10 protein-coding genes are annotated in these 19,140 nt (G+C 66.2%); 8 read left to right on the top strand and 2 right to left on the bottom strand.

What is annotated here, in order from left to right:
• Positions 1 to 121: 121 nt before the first annotated feature.
• The 4 genes from RIE32_14015 (at position 122) to RIE32_14000 (ending at position 6,417) form a co-directional block, all read left to right on the top strand.
• The gene (locus RIE32_14015) at positions 122 to 961 is read left to right on the top strand and encodes a type II secretion system protein (protein ID MEQ9097367.1); all 840 of its coding nucleotides are present in this window, start codon (positions 122 to 124) and stop codon (positions 959 to 961) included.
• Between the two features lie 55 nt (positions 962 to 1,016).
• Positions 1,017 to 2,396, top strand: coding sequence for a tyrosine--tRNA ligase (tyrS, locus tag RIE32_14010; GenBank protein ID MEQ9097366.1), 1,380 nt, complete (start codon positions 1,017 to 1,019; stop codon positions 2,394 to 2,396).
• A gap of 196 nt (positions 2,397 to 2,592) precedes the next feature.
• Positions 2,593 to 4,941, top strand: coding sequence for a catalase/peroxidase HPI (katG, locus tag RIE32_14005; protein MEQ9097365.1), 2,349 nt, complete (start codon positions 2,593 to 2,595; stop codon positions 4,939 to 4,941).
• A 105-nt stretch (positions 4,942 to 5,046) separates the two neighbouring features.
• A complete protein-coding gene (locus tag RIE32_14000; protein ID MEQ9097364.1) occupies positions 5,047 to 6,417 on the top strand; it encodes an alpha/beta hydrolase in 1,371 nt (456 codons plus the stop codon).
• An 84-nt stretch (positions 6,418 to 6,501) separates the two neighbouring features.
• On the opposite strand, the gene RIE32_13995 is transcribed toward RIE32_14000, so the two are convergent.
• Positions 6,502 to 7,329, bottom strand: a complete 828-nt coding sequence (locus tag RIE32_13995; GenBank protein MEQ9097363.1) for a thioesterase domain-containing protein — start codon at positions 7,327 to 7,329, stop codon at positions 6,502 to 6,504.
• Between the two features lie 587 nt (positions 7,330 to 7,916).
• Positions 7,917 to 10,100 carry a Z1 domain-containing protein gene (locus tag RIE32_13990; protein ID MEQ9097362.1) on the bottom strand — a complete coding sequence of 728 codons (2,184 nt, stop codon included), beginning with the start codon at positions 10,098 to 10,100 and terminating at the stop codon, positions 7,917 to 7,919.
• 162 nt (positions 10,101 to 10,262) lie between these two features.
• Here RIE32_13990 and RIE32_13985 point away from each other — a divergent pair, with 162 nt between their 5' ends.
• From RIE32_13985 to RIE32_13970, 4 genes are read left to right on the top strand one after another with little or no spacing between them, the layout of a single operon-like run.
• Positions 10,263 to 13,514, top strand: a complete 3,252-nt coding sequence (locus tag RIE32_13985; protein ID MEQ9097361.1) for a site-specific DNA-methyltransferase — start codon at positions 10,263 to 10,265, stop codon at positions 13,512 to 13,514.
• A 2-nt stretch (positions 13,515 to 13,516) separates the two neighbouring features.
• Entirely contained in the window at positions 13,517 to 14,842 is a 1,326-nt protein-coding gene (locus RIE32_13980) for a DUF262 domain-containing protein (protein ID MEQ9097360.1), read from the top strand.
• Between the two features lie 30 nt (positions 14,843 to 14,872).
• Positions 14,873 to 15,697 carry a PIN domain-containing protein gene (locus tag RIE32_13975; GenBank protein MEQ9097359.1) on the top strand — a complete coding sequence of 275 codons (825 nt, stop codon included), beginning with the start codon at positions 14,873 to 14,875 and terminating at the stop codon, positions 15,695 to 15,697.
• Complete coding sequence (locus tag RIE32_13970; GenBank protein ID MEQ9097358.1) at positions 15,690 to 18,911, top strand: DEAD/DEAH box helicase family protein; 3,222 nt, start codon at positions 15,690 to 15,692, stop codon at positions 18,909 to 18,911. The genes RIE32_13975 and RIE32_13970 overlap by 8 nt, the downstream gene beginning before the upstream one ends.
• Positions 18,912 to 19,140: the final 229 nt, after the last annotated feature.

The following is a 19,140-nucleotide window of genomic DNA, read 5'->3' as shown; positions in this document are numbered from 1 at the left end:
AAGCCGAACCCTTGGGCTCGGAAAGTGGTTGCGATTGAGTCTCAGTTGCGTAGTATTGAGCCCGCGTCGCTGTCCGTCAAGAATAATTCCGGTTCTACAGCAATCGCTCCGGAGCACCACGATGCCACGCCACCGCCAAGCCGCCTTCACGCTCATCGAGCTCCTGGTCGTCATCGCGATCATCGCCGTCCTGATCTCCATCCTTCTGCCCAGCCTGGGGGCCGCCCGCTCGCTGGCCAAGTCGACCCGCGAGTTGGCCGCCGCCCAGCAGACCATGGTCGCCTTCCAGCTCTACGCCCAGGACAATGACGGCCGCCTGCTCAGCGGCATGCCCGCCGTGGGCGACGTCGTGGGCCGCGACGCTCCGATGGACGATCGGGGCGAGCCGATCACCGACCCCCGGATCGCCCAGCGCTACCCGTGGCGCCTGGCCCCCTATGTCGATTACAACTTCCGCGGGCTCTATGAAGACCGGGCCCTGGCGACCCTGCGCGATCGTCGGGCCGACTTCCAGTACGTCGTGAGCCTCTACCCCAGCCTCGGCATGAACGTCGCCTACGTCGGCGGCAGCGTGAACCACCTGGGCGATCGCACCAGCCAGCGCATCTTCGGCAAGGTCTTCCTGGAGCGTGACGACCAGGCCAATCGGCCCACCGAGGTCATCGCCTTCGCCTCGGCCCGCTTCCGCGGGCCCGGCACCATCGAGGAGCTGCCCGACCCCGAGGGCTTCTTCAGGGTCGAGGCCCCGACCTTCGGCGCCGGCTGGCAGGACAGCTATGACGACGGGGCGACCAACCCCGGCCTCAACAGCGGCTTCGTGAGCCTGCGGCACGGTGGAAAGGCCGTGACGGCGATGCTCGACGGACACGCCGAGGTGCTGGGGTGGCAAGAGCTGAGGGACATGCGCCGGTGGGCGGACCAGGCGGACAGCTCGGACTGGGCGCCCGAGCCGCGGCGGTAGGGGCCCGGCAAGAAGCCTCGGCGATCTTTGGGCAGGGTTCATACCATGCCCGCCCATGCCCGAGACTTCCAAACAGATTGACCTCCTCGACGAACTCCGCTGGCGGGGCCTGCTCCACCAGTGCACCGACGAGGAAGGGCTGGCCCAGCACCTGAGCGAATCCCCGAGGCGGATCTACAACGGCTTCGACCCGACCGCCGATTCGCTGACCATCGGCAACCTCGTGCCCATCATGACCCTGGTCCACGTCGCCCAGGCGGGGCACGAGCCCATCGTCGTCATGGGCGGAGGTACCGGACTGGTCGGAGATCCGTCAGGCAAGAGCGCCGAGCGGCAGCTCACCAGCCGCGAGCGGATCGAGGCCAACGTCAACGCCCAGCGGCCGATCTTCGGCAGCGTCTTCAGGGGCGCCGGGCTGGCCGAGCCGCCCATCCTGAACAATCTCGAATGGCTGGGCAAGGTCAGCTTCCTCGACGCCCTGCGCGACGTGGGCAAGCACTTCAGCGTCAACCAGATGATCCAGCGAGACTCGGTCCGCGACCGGCTGCACGGCCGCGAGCAGGGCATCAGCTACACCGAGTTCAGCTACATGATCCTCCAGGCGCTCGACTTCGCCCACCTCCACCTGACCAAAAAGGTCACCGTCCAGTGCGGCGGCAGCGATCAGTGGGGCAACATCGTCTCGGGCACCGACCTCATCCGCCGGCTCATGGTCGAGCTGCCCATGACCCGCCAGCGCCCCGCGTGGCTGAGCACCGAGGCCGGCGACACGGTCGTTCGCGAGGAGCTCGAACGCCGGGCCGCCGCCTTCGGCTTCACGATGCCTTTGGTGACCAAGGCCGACGGAAGCAAGTTCGGCAAGAGCGAGAGCGGCGCGGTGTGGCTGACGGCCACGCGCACGAGCCCCTACGACTACTACCAGTTCTGGCTCAACACGCCCGACGCCGACGTGGGCCGCTTCCTCAAGATCTTCACGCTGCTCGACCGCGGGGCGATCGAGGACCTGCTCCGCCGCCACGAGGCCGAGCCGGGCAAGCGCCTGGCCCAGCAGGCTTTGGCCGAGCACGCCACCACGCTGCTGCACGGCCGGGGCGAGTGCGCCGGCGCGGTGCAGGCGGCGCAGGCCCTCTTCTCGGGCGACCTGGCGTCGCTGGACGCCGACGCGCTGGAGGCCGCCGTTGCCGATGCGCCGAGCATCCACCACCCGCGCGCCGACCTGGCGGATGGCGTGGCGCTCATCGACCTGCTGCTGGCCACCAAGCTCGCCTCGAGCAAGCGCGAGGCGCGCGAGTTCCTGGCAGCCGGAGCGATCCGCGTGAACGGCAAACCCCACGATGGCTCGACGCCCATCACCGCGGCCGATCTGCTGCACGACCGGCTGACCGTGCTCAAGCGGGGCAAGAAGAAGCAGGCCGTGGTCCGCTGGGTGGACTAAGGGGCGTACGCGGGCACCGCGCCACGCAACCGACATCCACAACTCCCCTTGTCGCGCCTCCGCTGCGATGGCCTTCGGCAGTCGTGGGGGGTATCCTGCGATTCTAGATTAGAATCATTCCAGATCGTCGCCGGCACGCGGGTCCCATCCCGGCACGCGCCCGCCCGAGCGATCCGCAGAGCAAGGAGACCCCAGCATGACCACCATGGATACCTCATCGGGCGCCCCGTCGCACTCCAACGGCCAGGGCGGGGCCAAGTGCCCCTTCCGCGGCGGCCGCGTGGGCGGGGCCTTCGGCAGCCGCCCCACCATCAGCGACTGGTGGCCCAACCGCCTGCCCGTCGAGCTGCTCCACCAGGACCCGCCCCAGGCCAACCCGCTGGGGGACGTGGACTACCAGAAGGCCTTCGAGGCCCTGGACCTCAAGGCCGTCAAGGAGGACATCCGCAAGGTGCTCACCGACAGCCAGCCCTGGTGGCCGGCCGACTACGGGCACTACGGGCCGCAGATGGTGCGCATGGCCTGGCACGCGGCGGGGACGTACCGCATCGCCGACGGCCGCGGCGGGGCGAGCGCCGGGCTGCAGCGCTTCGCGCCGACCAACTCGTGGGACGACAACGGCAACATCGACAAGAGCCGCCGCCTGCTCTGGCCGGTCAAGAAGAAGTACGGCGCCGCGCTCAGCTGGGCCGACCTGATGATCCTCACCGGCAACGTGGCGCTCGAGGACATGGGCTTCAAGACCTATGGCTTCGGCGGCGGGCGCATCGACGCGTGGGAGCCCGACCGTGGCATGTACTTCGGCAGCGAGTTCTGGGATGGCAAGGGCGTCAACGAGTTCGCCCGCGCCAAAGACGCCCACGCCACCCAGCCGGGCGACCACCCCGGCGAGATGGTCACGCGCACCAAGCGCTGGACCGGCAAGCCCGGCGACGAGAACTACGACCTGGAGGCCCCGCTGGCGGCCAGCTTCCAGGGCCTGATCTACGTGCACCCCGAGGGCCCGCTGCGCGATGGCGACCCCCAGAGCGCCATCGCCGACATCCGCGAGACCTTCAAGCGCATGGCCATGAACGACGAGGAGACGGTGGCCCTGATCGCCGGCGGGCACGCCTTTGGCAAGAGCCACGGCGCCGTTCCGGCCGACAAGATCGGCCCCGCGCCCGAAGGCGCCCCCATCAGCGCCATGGGCATGGGCTGGAAGAACGAGGAGGGCAGCGGCTACGCCAAGTACGCCATGACCAGCGGCATCGAGGGCGCGTGGACGCCCGAGCCCATCAAGTGGGACAACGCCTACCTGGAGAACCTCTTCAAGTACGAGTGGGAGCTGACGCGCAGCCCCGCCGGCGGCATCCAGTACAAGCCCAAGGACGCCAGCGCGCCCAAGACGCCCGATGCGCACGAGCCGGGCCAGCAGAACGAGCTGATGATGCTCACCACCGACATCGCGCTGAAGGTCGATCCCGAATACAACAAGATCTGCCAGAAGTTCCTGGCCGACTTTGACTACTTCTCCGACTGCTTCGCCCGCGCGTGGTTCAAGCTGACCCACCGCGACATGGGCCCCAAGAGCCGCTACCTGGGCCCCGAGGTGCCCAGCGAAGACCTGGTCTGGCAGGACCCGGTGCCCGCGGTCGACCACGACCTGGTGACCGAGAGCGACGTGGCGAACCTCAAGCAGGCGATCCTGTCGAGCGGGCTCTCGGTCGGCCAGCTGGTCTCGGCGGCGTGGGCCTCCGCCTCGTCGTACCGCGACTCGGACAAGCGCGGCGGCGCCAACGGCGCCCGCATCGCGCTCGACCCACAGAAGAACTGGGCCGTGAATCGACCCGAAGAGCTCGCCAAGACGCTCGACGCGCTGCGGAAGATCCAGGGCGAGTTCAACAAGTCGCAGTCCGGCAACAAGAAGATCTCCCTGGCCGACCTCATCGTTCTCGGCGGCTGCGCGGCCATCGAGAAGGCCGCCAAGGACGCCGGCGTCAGCGCCACCGTGCCCTTCACCCCCGGCCGCACCGACTGCCCGGCCGAGACCATGGACGAGCACACCGACGTCGAGAGCTTCGACTGGCTCCAGCCGGTGGTCGACGGCTTCCGCAACTACGTGAACACGAAGGTGCGCATCGACATCGCCCCCGAGCGGATCTTCCTGGACCGCGCCAACCTGCTGACGCTCACCGCCCCCGAGTGGACGGTGCTCGTCGGCGGCCTGCGCGTGCTCGACCAGAACTTCGATCACTCCAAGCACGGCGTCTTCACGGATCGTCCCGGCGTGCTGAGCAACGACTTTTTCACCACGCTGACCAGCATGGACTACGAGTGGGAGCCGGCCGACCCGATGGAGATGGGCTTCTACCTGAAGGACCGGGCCACGGGCGAGACGAAGCACACCGCCACGCGCCTGGACCTCGTCTTCGGCAGCAACTCCCAGCTTCGCAACCTGGCCGAGGTCTACGCCGCCAACGATGGCCACGAGCGGATGGTGCGCGACTTCATCGCCGCCTGGAACAAGGTGATGATGCTGGACCGCTTCGATGTAAAGAACTAAGAAGCGACGAAGCGACGGAGGCACGAAGGGAAGATCCGCGCCCGGGCTTGCCCGGGCGTTTTCGTGCGCCCCGGTCGCCGCCCGTGGCCGGCGATACCATGGGCCATGCACCGACGAACCGCCTGGCTCGGGACCCCACCCCGCCCCATCGTGACGCTTGCGCTGCTCTCGCTCGCCCTCGGCCTGCTGCCCGCGTGCGCGGCGAAGCTCGAGCCGCTGATGCCCACGCCGGCCCTCTTCACCGAGACGGGCGTGGACCCGATGGCCCACATCCCCGAGGAGGAGCGCTGGGTGCCCCGCCGCGTCTTCTACGCGACGACGCGCGAACGCACGAGCACGCGGCGCGATATCGCCTACGGCAACCGCGAGGCCGACCACCTCTCGATGGGCGTCGCGCTGGTCGGCTTCGGGCCCGAGGACATGACCTGGGCCGACCTGCGGGCCGCCACCGTCACGCCCGGGACGGACGGCCGCCCGCCGCTGACCATCAACGGCGTGTTCGAGGCCGGCCGCTTCGCGGTCGACGCGACGGCCGACCAGGCCGCCGAGCCCAACCGCGCCGGCTGGGTGCTGGACAACATCGATCAGGCCGTGCGCACCGCCCGCGACCCGGACATCCTGGTCTACGTGCACGGGGCCAAGGTCGACTTCTACAACGCCTGCGCCTTCGCGGCCCAGCTGGACCACTTCATGGGCCGCGATCTCACCTCGCTGGCGTTCGCGTGGCCCACGCACCAGAGCATCCTGTCCTACGGCGTGGGCGGGGACGTGGGGCGGGCCTACCACGCCGCGCCGGCGCTGGCGACCTTGCTCGAGGTGCTGGCCTCTGACACCAGCGCCCGGCGCATCCACGTCTTGTGCTGGAGCGCGGGCGGCCGCGTGACGTCGCGGGCGATGGCCCTCTTGCGCGAGCGGCATCCGGATCTTGACCACGCGGAGCTGCAGGAGAAGCTCCGCCTGGGCACGGTCTACTTCGCCGCCGCCGACGTGCCGGCCGACCAGTTCCTCGAGGCGCTGCCGGCGATCCACGATCTCTCGCGCGAGGTCGTCGTGACCCAGAGCGACCACGACGGCGCGCTCGCCTCGGCCGAGCGGTTCATGGGCGGTGAGGCCCGCATCGGCCTGCTGCACGCGGCGACGGTCGCCGAGGAGCATCGCGGCTGGCTGCTGGACCTGGAACGCTTCCACGTGATCAACGTGTCGCGGGGCTCGGGCGAGCGCGGCTTCGACATCACCGGGCACCGCTACTGGTTCAACCATCCCTGGGCCAGCTCCGATGTTGTGTTGTCGATCCGGACCGATCTCAGCCCGGCCGAGCGCGGGCTGGTGGGGACCGCTCCAGAGGACCAGCCCGATCGCGACCCCATCGTCTGGTCGATCCCCGCGGACTACCCCGACCGGCTGCGCGGCCTGGGCGCGGTGCGGGGCACGGCGCCGCTGCGCGAGTGGACGCCCGAGGCGGACCCGGTCCGCTAGATGGGCCGCTCCGTGGGGCTGCTGACTGGGCCCGCCGCGTGGACCCGTTGAGCGGTGCGCTGCGTGGGCCCGCGCCGGGCCGCCCTAGGCCCCGGCCGCGGCCATCCGGGCCTCGATGAACGCGTTCACTTCATCCGCGTGGGTCATGTTGATCAGGTGCTTGCCGCCCTCGACCATCTGGTCGACCTCGCCTTCTTGACGAGTAATCACGCCATCCTGGGCCCCGTGGATGCTGTGCACCGGCGCCGCCGGATCGCCGTCGAGCGCCCATGCGCAGGCGGCGGTCGCCTGCCAGCGGAGCATGGGCGTCGAGAGGTCCTGCAGCATGTCGCGCACGAGCCTTCGCTGCTCGTCGTCGAGCCCCTCGCTGAACTTCACGAAGCGCGCGACGATCGGGAGCGAGGGGCGGACGAGCACCCTGGGAAACACCGTGTGCCGCGCCAGCCAGGCCGAGCAGCGCAGCGGCGTGGCGATCTGCTCGCCCGACTGCGCCCCGCCGATGATGAAGATGCCCGCGACGGGCGCGCCCGTTCGCTCGCGCCGGGCGTGCAGCACGCGGCCGAGCTCGAGTGCGATCATAGCGCCCAGCGACACGCCGCCGACATACAGCGGCCCGACAGACCCAGGCGCGACGGAAGGCGGCGGCGCTTTCCTGTCCGCCGTGCCCTTCAGGTCCAGCCCATCGGCCAGCCGCCCCGCGTAGCGGTCGAGCGGCTCGCGCTCGTCGGGCTCGAGCCACTCGAGGACGGTGACGTCGGCGTCGATGGCCCGCTGGGGCTGGAGGGCCCGGCCATCGGTGCCCATGCCGGGCATGAGGATGAGGCGCGGCCGCGGGCCCCGATCGGGCGCGGCGTCCTCGTGCGCGTGGCCATCGGGCCGGTTCGGCGCGTGCGTCTGGGCGGGCTCGGCCATGGCGGCGGACGGTACACCGTCCGGGGCGGGGGAGCCGGGTGGTAGTGGGGGCGCTGGTGGGGGCGTGCGCCCGGGTGCGGGCGGCGACCGCACCGGTGCCGGTGGCTCGGGCACTGGTGCGGCTCGCTCGCGCACCGGCGTCGCCCGCGCGCGCACCGGTGCTGGTCGTGCCCGCACCGGTGCTGCTGGCTCGGGCGCCGGTGTTGGCGTCGCCCGCACTGGTGCGGCCGGCTCGCGCACTGGTGTTGGAGCCGCGCGCACTGGTGTTGGCGGCTCGCCCACTGGTGTTGGTGGCGCCCGCAGGCCTGCGATTCTCAACAACACCGCTGCGATTCTCAACCGCACCTGGTGCGATCCGGACGATGTTCGGGCCCGACCCGCACTCGGAGCCGCGGCGCGGGGCTAACGCGAAAAGTGACCGAACGGGATTGTCGGACGTGCGTCCCGCGCGGCGGTTGGCGGCGCATCGAGCCACGTTCTCGGGCGTCCGCCTCCGGCTCCCTCTCCCTCTGGGAGAGGGCCGGGGTGAGGGGGGCTCCGCGCCGCAGCGCTCTGACGAACCCCCGCGGTGACGCGGGGGGCAAGGGTTACTCCTCGACCGCATCAGGCGAGTAGATCGTCGTGGGCGCGTTTGCCTGGGCGCGGATCACCGGCCAATAGAATGGCGTGTCACGCCACCCCTTGGTCTTCTCGCCTTCCTGCCGCAGCACGAACAGGATGGGATGATCTTTCGCGTAGGTTCGGGCGAGTTGGCCTTCTGTCTTCTCCGAGTCGGGCGTTTCGATGAACCTGGCGTGCGTGCCCGCGCTGGCGAACCGAGCAGACTGGCGACCCCTGGCTGCCCAGAGGTACACCTTGCCCCGCAGCTTGGGGTCGTCGTGGTGTGTCGCCAGGTGCCGCAGCACGTCGCTCGCCACGGCCCAGTTGAACGGCTCGACATCGTCCTTCTTGTCGTATTCGAGGGTTGACTTGATCAGATCGAGGAGCCCCAGGGCCTCATCGAGCGAAACCAGCACAGGGCGATCGGCGTTGAAGCCGCAGGTGCGCGACACATGCTCGTCGATTCTGGCAACCTTCTCCTCGATGTAGGTCTTGTATCCAGACTGAAAGCCAATGGGGAGAATCCGACGGAAGGGTCGGAGCGTCTGCGTCGTGGCGACCAGGATCTTGTTGGGACTGCACGGCACGATCGAGCCGTTGGCCGACGTACGGATGAACTGCACGCCTGTGTCGTGGCCATCTTCGATGGCCGCACGGAGCGCCGAGTCGAACTCTTCCATCTCGAACATGGCCTGGCGGATGTAGTGGCTCGTGTAGAAGCGGGTCACGGCTAGGTCCTGCCGCCGGTACCCGTACATGCGCGAGTGCTGGAGCACGGTGTCCTGCTGGAACTTGTTGGGCCGACGCCCGTAGTAGAAGCCCAGCAGGTTGGCCAGCGTCACGCCGCGGTCGAGCACCTGCCCGCCGATGAAGATGTTCAGCGGGCTGCGAAGCTTGAGTTGGCCGTCCTTGTCGAGCATGGCGACCACGTCGTCGTCGGAGTTGACCTTGCTGATGGTGACGAACTCGTTCTCCATGGCCTCGCGTGTCGCATCGAGCACCTCGTCCAGCTTCGGTAACCGGCCCCCGTCGAACAGAACGGACTGAGCCAGGTCCGCGTACGCGTCCTCGACCAGGCCGCGGAACAGCTTGGTGTCGCCCGCGGCCTGCTCTGCGAACTGGCGGTAAAGTTCTTCGAAGATCTGCACCTGCCAGTTGTGCGAGCCCTTAGCCTGCTCAGAATGCAGCAGGAACGAGTACCGCAGCCGCCGCGACGGGACGTGGGCGGCGATGCCGTTCAGCCGCTGGATCGATCCGCCGACGATGAACGTTACGAACGCGCGGCGCAACCCGTCGATGGCCTGGTGTTCCAACGCTTGCTCGATCTTGAACCGCCGCCGGTCTGGCGACCGGACGACGTCGAGTTCAGCCTGGGGCACCGAGACGTGGATGCACCGCTCGAGCGACCGCTGCTCGGATCGGGCTCGCTCGCCGAAGTAGACGTCGCCGCCAACGTACGAGTCGGGCACCGGCACCAGCTTCGTGAACGCCGGCCGCGTGGGACGGAAGTCCGGGCTGTTGCTGATCGCCACGTCGCTGGGCTGGAGGTACAGCGAATACGGCGTGGCCGTGACCTGGAGGAACGACACATCCTGGGCAGTGGCGCGAAGGTCGCTGACGAGCTTGGCGATCGTCCTCGCTTCGATGATGTCCTTCTTCTTCGTGTAGCCGATAGAGGCGGCGTCGGCCTCGTCGTCGATTACAAGGATCTTCTTGTGCGCCAGGGCGGGGCAGCCGTTGGAGATCAACTCGATGAGCCGTTCCAGGTTGTGCTTCTGCTTCTTGGCCACAAAGACGAGCTTGGCCTCCAACTCGAACGCGGTGAAGGACGTCGGCGCCGTCATGATGTCGAAGAGTTCGAGCTCGTGGTCCTCGACGAAGGGCTTGAACTCGTCGTCCAGCCGCTTGAGCGTCTGCTCCGAGAGCGCGCGAGAGTTTTTCGTCAGGACGATCGCGACGTCGTAGCCGTTGTCGAAGGCGAGGGCCAGCGCGCTGACGTAGGTGCGAGTCTTGCCGCTCTGGACCTTGCCGAGCAACATGCCGGGATGGTCCTCGGAGGTCGGCTTGTCGAGCAGGGCCGAAACCGTGTCCTCGGCGCACTCGAAGGTCTCCGCGTCGTAGTGGCCGCGAGTCTGACGGTACCTCGTGTAGAAGGAGCCAGCGGTCTGCATGAAGTTCTCCTGCTCCCCACACTGGGGGGGTGCGTTGAGCGCTCCCCGGTCGTCTCTATTTGGCCAGGCTAGGCCCGAATTGCCATCGGGGCATTCCCCTGCGTAGAGTGGCCATCGCCTGGCTACGGGCCCGGCGGGATCGTGGCTGACCGGAAGGACCGTATGGCCAAGAAGAAGCGTTCCAGCAAGTCTGGCGGGTCGACCACCACCGCCGACTACCGCCACACCAAGGACAAGCGGGCCAACAACCCGCCGGCGAAGATCGCCGCCGAGGGGGTGGTGCCGGCGCTGCCCAAGGCCCGGTACGCGTACAGCCCGCACCGGCCGCCCACGCTGCGGTTCGACCCCGATGGCGAGTACGTGGCGCTGCTGGAGAAGGCCCGCCAGCAGCCGCTGAGCGACGAGGAGGCGGCCACGCTGCGGGCGGCGCTCGAGGCGCGCGAGCCCTGGCTGGAGTGGGCCGAGAAGGCCGAGCAACACCAGCGCGGGTTCTTCGAGGTCGACCCCGTGGCCCTGCACATCCACGAGCGGGTCAGCGCCCAGGCCATCTTGCGGGCGGCGGCCCGGCAGGACGTGGAGCGCACGCTCTTCGCCGACCCGCAGCAGGAGTACCACGAGGCCGTTCAGTTCTACAAGCACCAGGTCGATTGGAGCAACCGGCTGATCCTGGGCGACTCGCTGCAGGTCATGTCGTCGCTTGCGCGGCGGGAGAATCTGGCGGGGAAGGTCCAGTGCATCTACATCGACCCGCCCTACGGCATCAAGTTCGCGAGCAACTTCCAGCCCGAGGTCGGCAAGCGCGACGTGAAGGACAAGCAGGAGGATCTGACACGCGAGCCAGAGATGGTGCGGGCGTACCGGGATACGTGGCACCTGGGGATCCACTCGTACTTGTCGTATCTGCGCGATCGGTTGACGGTCGCGAGGGAGTTGCTGGCGGATTCGGGCAGTGTCTTTGTGCAGATTAGTGATGAGAATGAGCATCGAGTCAGGATGCTCATGGACGAGGTCTTCGGGCCCAATCAGTTCGTAGCAATCATCGCATTTGTGAAGACCGGCGGTTTCGGTAGTAGCTTGTCTGTGAAAGGCGTTGCCGATTACCTAATCTGGTATTGTCGCGATCGCGACCACATGAAGCTGCGCAGGTTATACTCGCTAAAGAATGCCATCGAAGGTGCCAGCAAGAAATACAATACGATCGAGTTCGAAAGCGGCGAATGTCGCACATTCGCACAAGCCGGATACGAAAGGAGCGACGTGCTTCCGGAGCGAGCGCGTGTTCTTCGTGAAGACAATGCGACCTCGCAAGGCAATCCTGAGCACTCGATAATCATAAACGGCGTCGAGTTTTCGCAGACCTGGAAGACTAATCCGTCGGGGCTTCTCAGGTTGCGAGATGCGGAACGGTTGACCCCTTCCGGCAAGACTGCGAGCTACATCCGTTACATTGAGGACTTCCCAGCTTCGCAGCTTACAAACGTTTGGTCGGACATTGGCGGCATCCAGTCGAGATCGGAATCAAAACTGTATGTTGTGCAGACGGCCGCTGAAGCTGTGAAACGATGCATGCTTATGACGACTGATCCGGGTGATCTTGTCCTGGATCCCACTTGCGGATCCGGCACAACAGCGTCGGTAGCCGAGCAATGGGGACGACGTTGGATTACCATAGACACTAGCCGCGTCGCGGTGGCCGTCGCCAGACAGCGGTTGCTGACAGATCAGTACGAGCACTATCGGGTTGCAAACGAAGGCGTCGATGAAGCTACAGGAACAGATCCAAATAGTGGATTTGTCTATAACACGGTTCCGCACGTGAAGCTTGGCTCCATCGCCCAGGACACGAATCTCGATCCCATCTTCGCCAAGCACCAGCCCATTCTCGACAAGGCGCTAGCCGAGTGCAACGCGGCGATCACCGAGATCAACGATGAGAACCACCTGGCACTCACACGCAAACTCGGCTACAAGATCGCCAGCGCCGGCTGGCGTGGCCTGACTCATGGCGATGAACGCCAGTGGCTGTTGCCCGGGACGAAGCAGGAAACCATCGAGCAGGGCGTCGCCGACGGGTTGAAAGGCACCAAGAAGAAGGCCACGGCCAAGCAGATCCGTTCGCTGGTTGACAAGGTGCCGTCGCCCGCCGAGGTTGGTCCAAGCAGCGTGCCCGAAGGCGGCATGGGCTGGGAGCATTGGCAGGTGCCCTTCGAGCCCGATGGGGCATATCCAAAACGACTGGCCGACGCGGTGACCGCGTATCGCAAGGCTTGGCGGGCCAAGATGGACGAGGTCAACGCCTGCATCGAGGCCAACGCGACGCAGGAGGAACTGGTCGACCAGCCCGAGAAGGTGCCCGGCGTGGTCCGCGTGTCGGGGCCGTTCACCGTCGAGGCCGTGCAGCCGCCGGAGATGAGCCTGGGCGATGTCGTCGACGTCGGGTTCGGGGGCGAGCCGGAAGAACTGGAAGCCTTCGACGACGAGGACATGCCGCGCGAGATCCGTATGGTCGAGTCACGCGGCGACGTCGAGGCCGCCAACGCCGCGGCCTACCTGCGCCGCATGTTCCAACTCATCCGCGACGACGGCGTGCGTTTCCCCAACAACAAGCACATGGCCTGGGCATCCGAAGAGCAGGGCGAGCCGCTAACGCCGTTGTTCGAGGATGGCCGCAGCGACATGATCCACGCCCAGGGCCAGTGGATGGAGCAGGGCGAGGGCACGGTCCTTGCCGACAAGGTCGCCGTGGCCTTCGGCCCCCAGTACGGCCCGGTGACGGCCAAGATGGTCGAGGACCTGGTGCGGGCGGCCAACCGCGCCGGCTACGACGCCCTGGTGATCGCCGGCTTCAGCTTCGACGGCATGGCCCAATCGGCCATCGAGGAAGCCCAGCACCCCAACCTGAAGATCCACATGTCCAACATCAGCCCCACGGCCAACCCGGCGATGGACGGCCTGCTGAAGGACCCCGACAAGCAGAAGGGCGGCAAGGGCGCCAAGAGCACCGGCAAGAGCAGCCAGCAGCTCTTCACCGTCTTCGGCCAGCCCCGCGTGAGCATCGAGGGGCCCGACGAGGACGGCGAGTACGTGGTGACGATGGAGGGCGTGGACATCTACGACCCTGTGAGCAACACCATCGAGCCCACGGGGGCCAAGAAGGTCGCCGCCTGGTTCCTCGATGGCGACTACGACGGCCGCACCTTCTGCATCACCCAGGCCTTCTTCCCCGACCGCTCGGCGTGGGAGAAGCTGGCGAAGGCACTGGGGTCGAAGGGCGGGGGCGTGATCGACGACGAGCGGTTCGAGGCGCTTGCTGGGACCGAGAGCCTGCCCTTCCCGCCCGGCAAGCACAAGCGGGCGGCGGTGAAAGTGATCGATCCGCGGGGGAATGAGGTGATGAAGGTGGTGGGGTTGTGAGCATGCTTGAGCGGCGATTTCGTACGTACACCGTCCAAGACCTTGTGGACATGCAAGAGGCCGGACGCCTGAACCTGAACCCGGGCTTTCAGCGAAAGAGCGTCTGGAGGCAAAGCGACCGCCAGAAACTCATCACCTCGATCTTCGACGGAATGCCGGTGCCATCGATCTTCCTGTATCGACGGAGCGAGCGCGGCCGTCCGGTCTACGACGTGTTAGACGGCAAGCAGCGGATTGAATCGATCTTCATGTTCATGCGGGCAAAGGGCTTCACGAGGGACGGTTTTGACGTGAAGTACCAGTTTCCCGAGGATGACGGTATGTACCGCTACGAATGGCGGGACATCAAGGAGTGGGGCCACGAAGCCGTCTTTCGTGGTTACGAGATGCAGGCGGTGGAAGTCGAGGGTGACATGTCCGCGATCGTGGACCTGTTCGTTCGCATCAACAGCACTGGGCAGAAGCTGACCCGCCAGGAACAGAGGCACGCGCAGTTCCTCCAAAGCCCGTTGCTCAAGGAGGCGCAGCGGCTCGCCGTCAGACATGGCGAAGCGCTTCAGCACATGGGCGTAGTGAGCGAGCCGCAGCGGAAGCGGATGCGAGACGTCGAACTCGTTTCGGAGTTGCTCGTGGCGATCATTCAGCAGGGTCCGCAGCACAAGAAGGCGGCTCTCGACCGAGCGATGGCAAACTCGGGATTCACGGCCAAACAAATCAAGCAAGCCGCGTCGGAACTCGGACAGGCGGTTCGGACGGCGGAAAGAATCCTGCCAGACATGAAGGCGACCCGGTTCAAGCAGGTGTCCGATTTCTATTCACTGGTCATCGTGCTCGACGAGTTGCATCGCCGCCATCTGTCAACGCGTTCCGCTAAGAGGTGCGGGCAGGCGGCGAGCATCTTAAAGCGACTGGCGATGAGGTTGGACGAATTGGCCGAGCGGCAGCGTAACCTGCAGATGCCCCGAAACGTCGATCCAGAGCTGAGCGCCTACTTCATGTCAACCCGTGAGGGTGCGGATGCGCTTGCAAACCGTAAGAAGCGACACAAGATCCTGAGCGATCTTCTCGAAAACGTGTTTGAAGAGAAGGACACCGTCCGTGCCTTCAATCCGGTGCAACGTCGTCTCATCTGGAACAGCGCCAAGGCACCCGTTTGCGTCGGGTGTAAAGAGGAAGTGACCTGGGACAACTACCATGCGGACCACGTCAAGCCGCACTCGCGTGGCGGGCGGACGGGCGTGGAAAACGGGCAAGTGCTTTGTGCTCGGTGTAACACATCCAAGGGCAATCGGGCGGCACCAAAGCGCGGTCGACCTGTTCGCCGCTGAGAGCATTCGGCCGCCAAGGAACCTCAACTCGTGGCAAGTGCAACTCCCCCGCTAGTCTTCATCGATACGAATATTCTGCTGGACTTCTACAGAGCCCGCAACGAGATGCAGATCGAGCTGCTGGAAAAGATCGACAAGCTGCACGAGTCACTTATCACTAGCTATCAGGTTGAGATGGAGTTCAAGAAGAATCGGCAGCGAGCTATCCTGGAAGCTCTGAGCGCTTTCAAGAGCAAGGTCTCCGCTCCAACTCCGCCCGCCTTTTTGAAGGGCGCGAAGACCGTAGGCGCGATTCGTAGTAGGGAGGCCGAGATTAATGACGGCTTGAAAAGGCTTCACGAGCGCACGAAAAAGCTTATGCTGAATCCGACGGGCGAAGATCCAGTGTATCAATCTGCACAAAGGCTCTTCAAGTGCAAGGCGATAACGAACCTGCGGCGTGACCGAGATGAAAAGAAAGACGTTCGTCGTCGGGCGTGGAAGCGATTCATGCTCGGCTACCCGCCACGCAAAACTAATGACACGTCGATTGGCGATGCCATTAACTGGGAGTGGGTGATCCACTGCTCAAACGTCACGTCGCGACACGTGATAATCGTCTCTAGGGACGGGGACTATGGCATCACGCTAGACCGACAATCCTACATCAACGATTGGCTGGACCAAGAGTTTCGATCTCGAACCACCCTTCAGCGACGAGTGTCTCTTACGGATCGACTCACGGAGGCAATGAAGCTTCTCGATGTTGTTGTGACCGAGGAAGATGAACGTAGCGAATCCGAGTTGCTGGAGAGCTCAGCATCGGCTCATCCGACAGATTATGCTCTGCACCCCCCGCCGGTAATCGATGACTAGTGCCACACCGATACAGCCCGTCGCTTCCCCAATCCTCTGCAACCCCTACGCGGAGCCGAACGACCATTGGCTCTACCGCCGCGAGAGCGGCGAGGCCTACCGCGCGGGATTCCGACGGGACGCGGCGTACTGGTACAAGACCGAACGCGTCGGTACCTCGCAGACGCAGATCTTTCCTGACGAGGACCAAGACCTCCTTGAACTCGTCAACCGTCTTCGGAAGGATGTTCGCCGCTGGCGGAAATCGGGCTACCGCGGCTCGACCACCGTTACCAAGGACCTGCTCCGGCATTGGTCACGCGAGAAGGGCACGGCCAAGGGCGGCTTCCGCCGCCTGTTCTTCTGCCAGCGTGAGGCCGTCGAGACGCTGATCTACCTGGCCGAGATCCGCCTGCCCGAATCGGCACGCTCAACGCCCGGCCAGCCATCGCGCAGCCGCACGGGCTTCGGCAACTTCGAGGTGACCGACGAGCACCTGCGCCGTCTGTGCAAGGGCGAGGACCCGCGGTTCGGCACCGAGAGCGCCGAGTTCTACCCCACGCTGCTCGATCAACCCGCCGACGAGAGCCTGCTGGGCCTGCGCCGCCTGGGCTGCAAGATGGCCACCGGATCGGGCAAGACGGTCGTCATGGCCATGCTCATCACCTGGGCCTTGTGCAACCGCGGCGTGAACCCGCACAGCGAGCACTTCCCCGACGTGGTGCTGGTGTGCTGCCCGAACCTGACCGTCAAGGAGCGCTTGCAGGTGCTCCGCCCCGGCGATGACAAGAACTACTACGACGACTTCGGCATGGTGCCCGCCAAGTATCGCGACTACCTCAACCGCGGCACGGTCATCGTCGAGAACTGGCACCAGTTCCAGCCCGCCTCGCCGCACAGCGAGGGTGGCAAGACGTACCAGGCGGTCGACAAGGGCGAGGAAGACCCCGCTAGCTTCGCCCGCCGCATCCTGGGCGACGCCGCCACGTCGCGCATGCCCATCATGGTGCTCAACGACGAGGGGCACCATTGCTGGCGGCCCAACCCCAACCCGGTGAAGGGCTCGCGCAAGAAGGACGGCGAGGAGCGCGTCGCCACCGAGGGCGATCTCAAGACTGAAAAGGAAGAGGCCCGCGTCTGGCTCGACGGGCTCGACCGCCTCAACAACTGCGGCCTGCGTGGTGCGGGCGTGCCGTGCGTGGGCCTGTGCGTCGATCTGTCGGCCACGCCCTTCTACATCCAGGGCAGCGACTACCCCGAGGGCCTGCCCTTCCCCTGGCTGGTCAGCGACTTCGGGCTGGTGGACGCCATCGAGAGCGGGATCGTCAAGATCCCGCGTTTGCCGGTGCAGGATACGACCGGGCGGCCCGATCCCAAGTACTTCCGGCTGTGGAAGGACCACATCGTGGCCGACCTGCAACCGGGCCAGAAGCTCCCGGGCAAGCAGGGCAAGCCGAAGCCACACGTGGTCTACGAGAAGGCCGAGGCCGCGCTCCAGCAACTCGCCGGCGAGTGGCGAACGCGGTTCGACATGGTGCAAGCGGCCGAGCAGGGCCAGGAGCGCGTGCCGCCCGTGCTCATCATCGTGTGCGATAACACCGACATCGCCGAAGAGTTCTACCGCCGCATCAGCGGCGAGACGACCGAAGAGGTGGTGACGCGCGAGGACGTCGAACAGGAACTCGACGCCGACGAGGAAGACGAGGAAGAGGCCAAACCCAAGCGGGGCAAGAAGGCCGCCAAGCCCAAGACGCGTACGGCGTACGGGCAGGGCGAGGTGCAGCCGGACGCACTGTCCAATACCGCGCACCGCAAGTACACCATCCGCATCGATTCGAAGCTGCTGGCCGAGGCCGAAAGCGGCATACCGGGCAAGAGTAAGGACGACGCGGCCCAGGCGCTCCGCAGGGTCGTGGCGACCGTGGGCAAGAAGGGCGAGCCGGGCGAGCATGTGCGGTGCGTGGTCTCGGTGTCGATGCTGACCGAGGGCTGGGACGCCAACAACGTGACCCACATCCTCGGCGTGCGCGCCTTCGGCAGCCAGTTGCTATGCGAGCAGGTCGTCGGCCGCGGCTTGCGCCGGATGAACTACCGCCCAGACCCGACCACGGGTTTGCTCCCGCCCGAGCACGTCGACGTCTACGGCATCCCCTTCTCGGTGATTCCCTACAAGGGCAAGGCAACGGGCACCCCGGACGACGATGACCGGCCGCTGAACCACGTGCGGGCGCTCGACGAGCGGTCGGCCTTCCGCATGCAGTTCCCGGTAGTTGAGGGCTACGTGTACGCATTGCGGCAGAACCTGATCCGCTGCGATATCGACTCGATGGAGGTGCTCGAACTGGAGCCGCACCGGGAGCCGACGGCGACCTTTGTGCGAGTGGCGGCGGGCGTGAGCGAGGGGCCCTCGACCGCGACGGCGGGCGCCTTTGAGACCGTCAAGCAGGATCGGGCGGCGTACTACGCGGCGAACCACAGCCAGACGATCGCGTTTGAGTTCACGCGACGCGTGATCGACCGTCTGCTGTCTGGGGCTTCCGCGGGCCCCGACAGTGAACGCAAAGCCAGGGTCATGAAGCTGCAGTCGCGGCACATGCTCTTCCCGCAGGTCTACCGCTACGTCGATGAGTATTTGTCACGCAAGGTCAACTACCGCGACGAGCCAAGAGCCGAGATCGCCTTGCAGCGATACGCCCAGCAGGTCGTTGAGCGGCTGGCCGCCGCTATTGAGCCGGACGACGGGCAGGGCGAGTCGCCGCTGCTCCCGGTGCTCAACAAGACCAAGCCGCTGGGCAGCACCGACGACATCAACTTCACAACCAAGCGAGCGGTGCACGGCACGACGTTCAGCCACGTGAACCAGGTCGTGCTCGATACGCAAGCATGGGAGAGCAGCGCGGCCTTCCGGCTCGAAGAAGCGGCGAGGGCAGGCACGATCAAGTTCTACGCGAGAACGGACGGGCTTGAGTTCTCGATTCCCTACGAGCACATGAACGTCGAGCACGGCTTCGAGCCGGACTTCCTCGTGCGGATGAGCGACGACACGACGCTCGTGCTCGAAGTCAAGGGCTACGAGACGCCGCAGGACACGGCCAAGTACGACGCGGCCCGCCAGTGGGTCCGGGCGGTCAACAACTGGGGCAAACTCGGGCGATGGGATTTCCACCCGTGTCGGGACCCGCAGACGCTGGGGCGCGAGTTGGTGGCTGTCGTAGAGCGAAACAGGCGGGATTAAGCCCCCCTCCGACCTCGGCAGACCTCGGCCACCTCCCCCGCTGGGAGCGGGGGAGGGAGTAGAGAGGCCTCCGAGTCCCCCCGGATGCTCGCCCCATGCCGCGAAGCGGAACGCCTCCCGTCCCCATAACCGCCGCCCAACCCCTCTTCAACCCCCCTCAGTGCCCGCCACCGCGTGCCCAACCCCCGCCCGCTTACCCAGACCGCACAACCGGACCGATTTCGACGCG

This window comes from Phycisphaerales bacterium, from assembly GCA_040221175.1.
Classification (GTDB): Bacteria; Planctomycetota; Phycisphaerae; order Phycisphaerales; family UBA1924; genus JAHCJI01.
The sequence above is the reverse complement of the archived record's forward strand: the minus strand, read 5'-3'. Positions and strand labels throughout refer to the sequence as shown.

What these genes read in the sequence shown, in the direction of transcription:
- RIE32_14015 (MEQ9097367.1), top strand. Translation starts at nt 122, where the DNA reads ATGCCACGCCACCGCCAAGCCGCCTTCACGCTCATCGAGCTCCTGGTC.
- tyrS (MEQ9097366.1), top strand. Translation starts at nt 1,017, where the DNA reads ATGCCCGAGACTTCCAAACAGATTGACCTCCTCGACGAACTCCGCTGG.
- katG (MEQ9097365.1), top strand. Translation starts at nt 2,593, where the DNA reads ATGACCACCATGGATACCTCATCGGGCGCCCCGTCGCACTCCAACGGC.
- RIE32_14000 (MEQ9097364.1), top strand. Translation starts at nt 5,047, where the DNA reads ATGCACCGACGAACCGCCTGGCTCGGGACCCCACCCCGCCCCATCGTG.
- RIE32_13995 (MEQ9097363.1), bottom strand. Translation starts at nt 7,329, where the DNA reads ATGGCCGAGCCCGCCCAGACGCACGCGCCGAACCGGCCCGATGGCCAC.
- RIE32_13990 (MEQ9097362.1), bottom strand. Translation starts at nt 10,100, where the DNA reads ATGCAGACCGCTGGCTCCTTCTACACGAGGTACCGTCAGACTCGCGGC.
- RIE32_13985 (MEQ9097361.1), top strand. Translation starts at nt 10,263, where the DNA reads ATGGCCAAGAAGAAGCGTTCCAGCAAGTCTGGCGGGTCGACCACCACC.
- RIE32_13980 (MEQ9097360.1), top strand. Translation starts at nt 13,517, where the DNA reads ATGCTTGAGCGGCGATTTCGTACGTACACCGTCCAAGACCTTGTGGAC.
- RIE32_13970 (MEQ9097358.1), top strand. Translation starts at nt 15,690, where the DNA reads ATGACTAGTGCCACACCGATACAGCCCGTCGCTTCCCCAATCCTCTGC.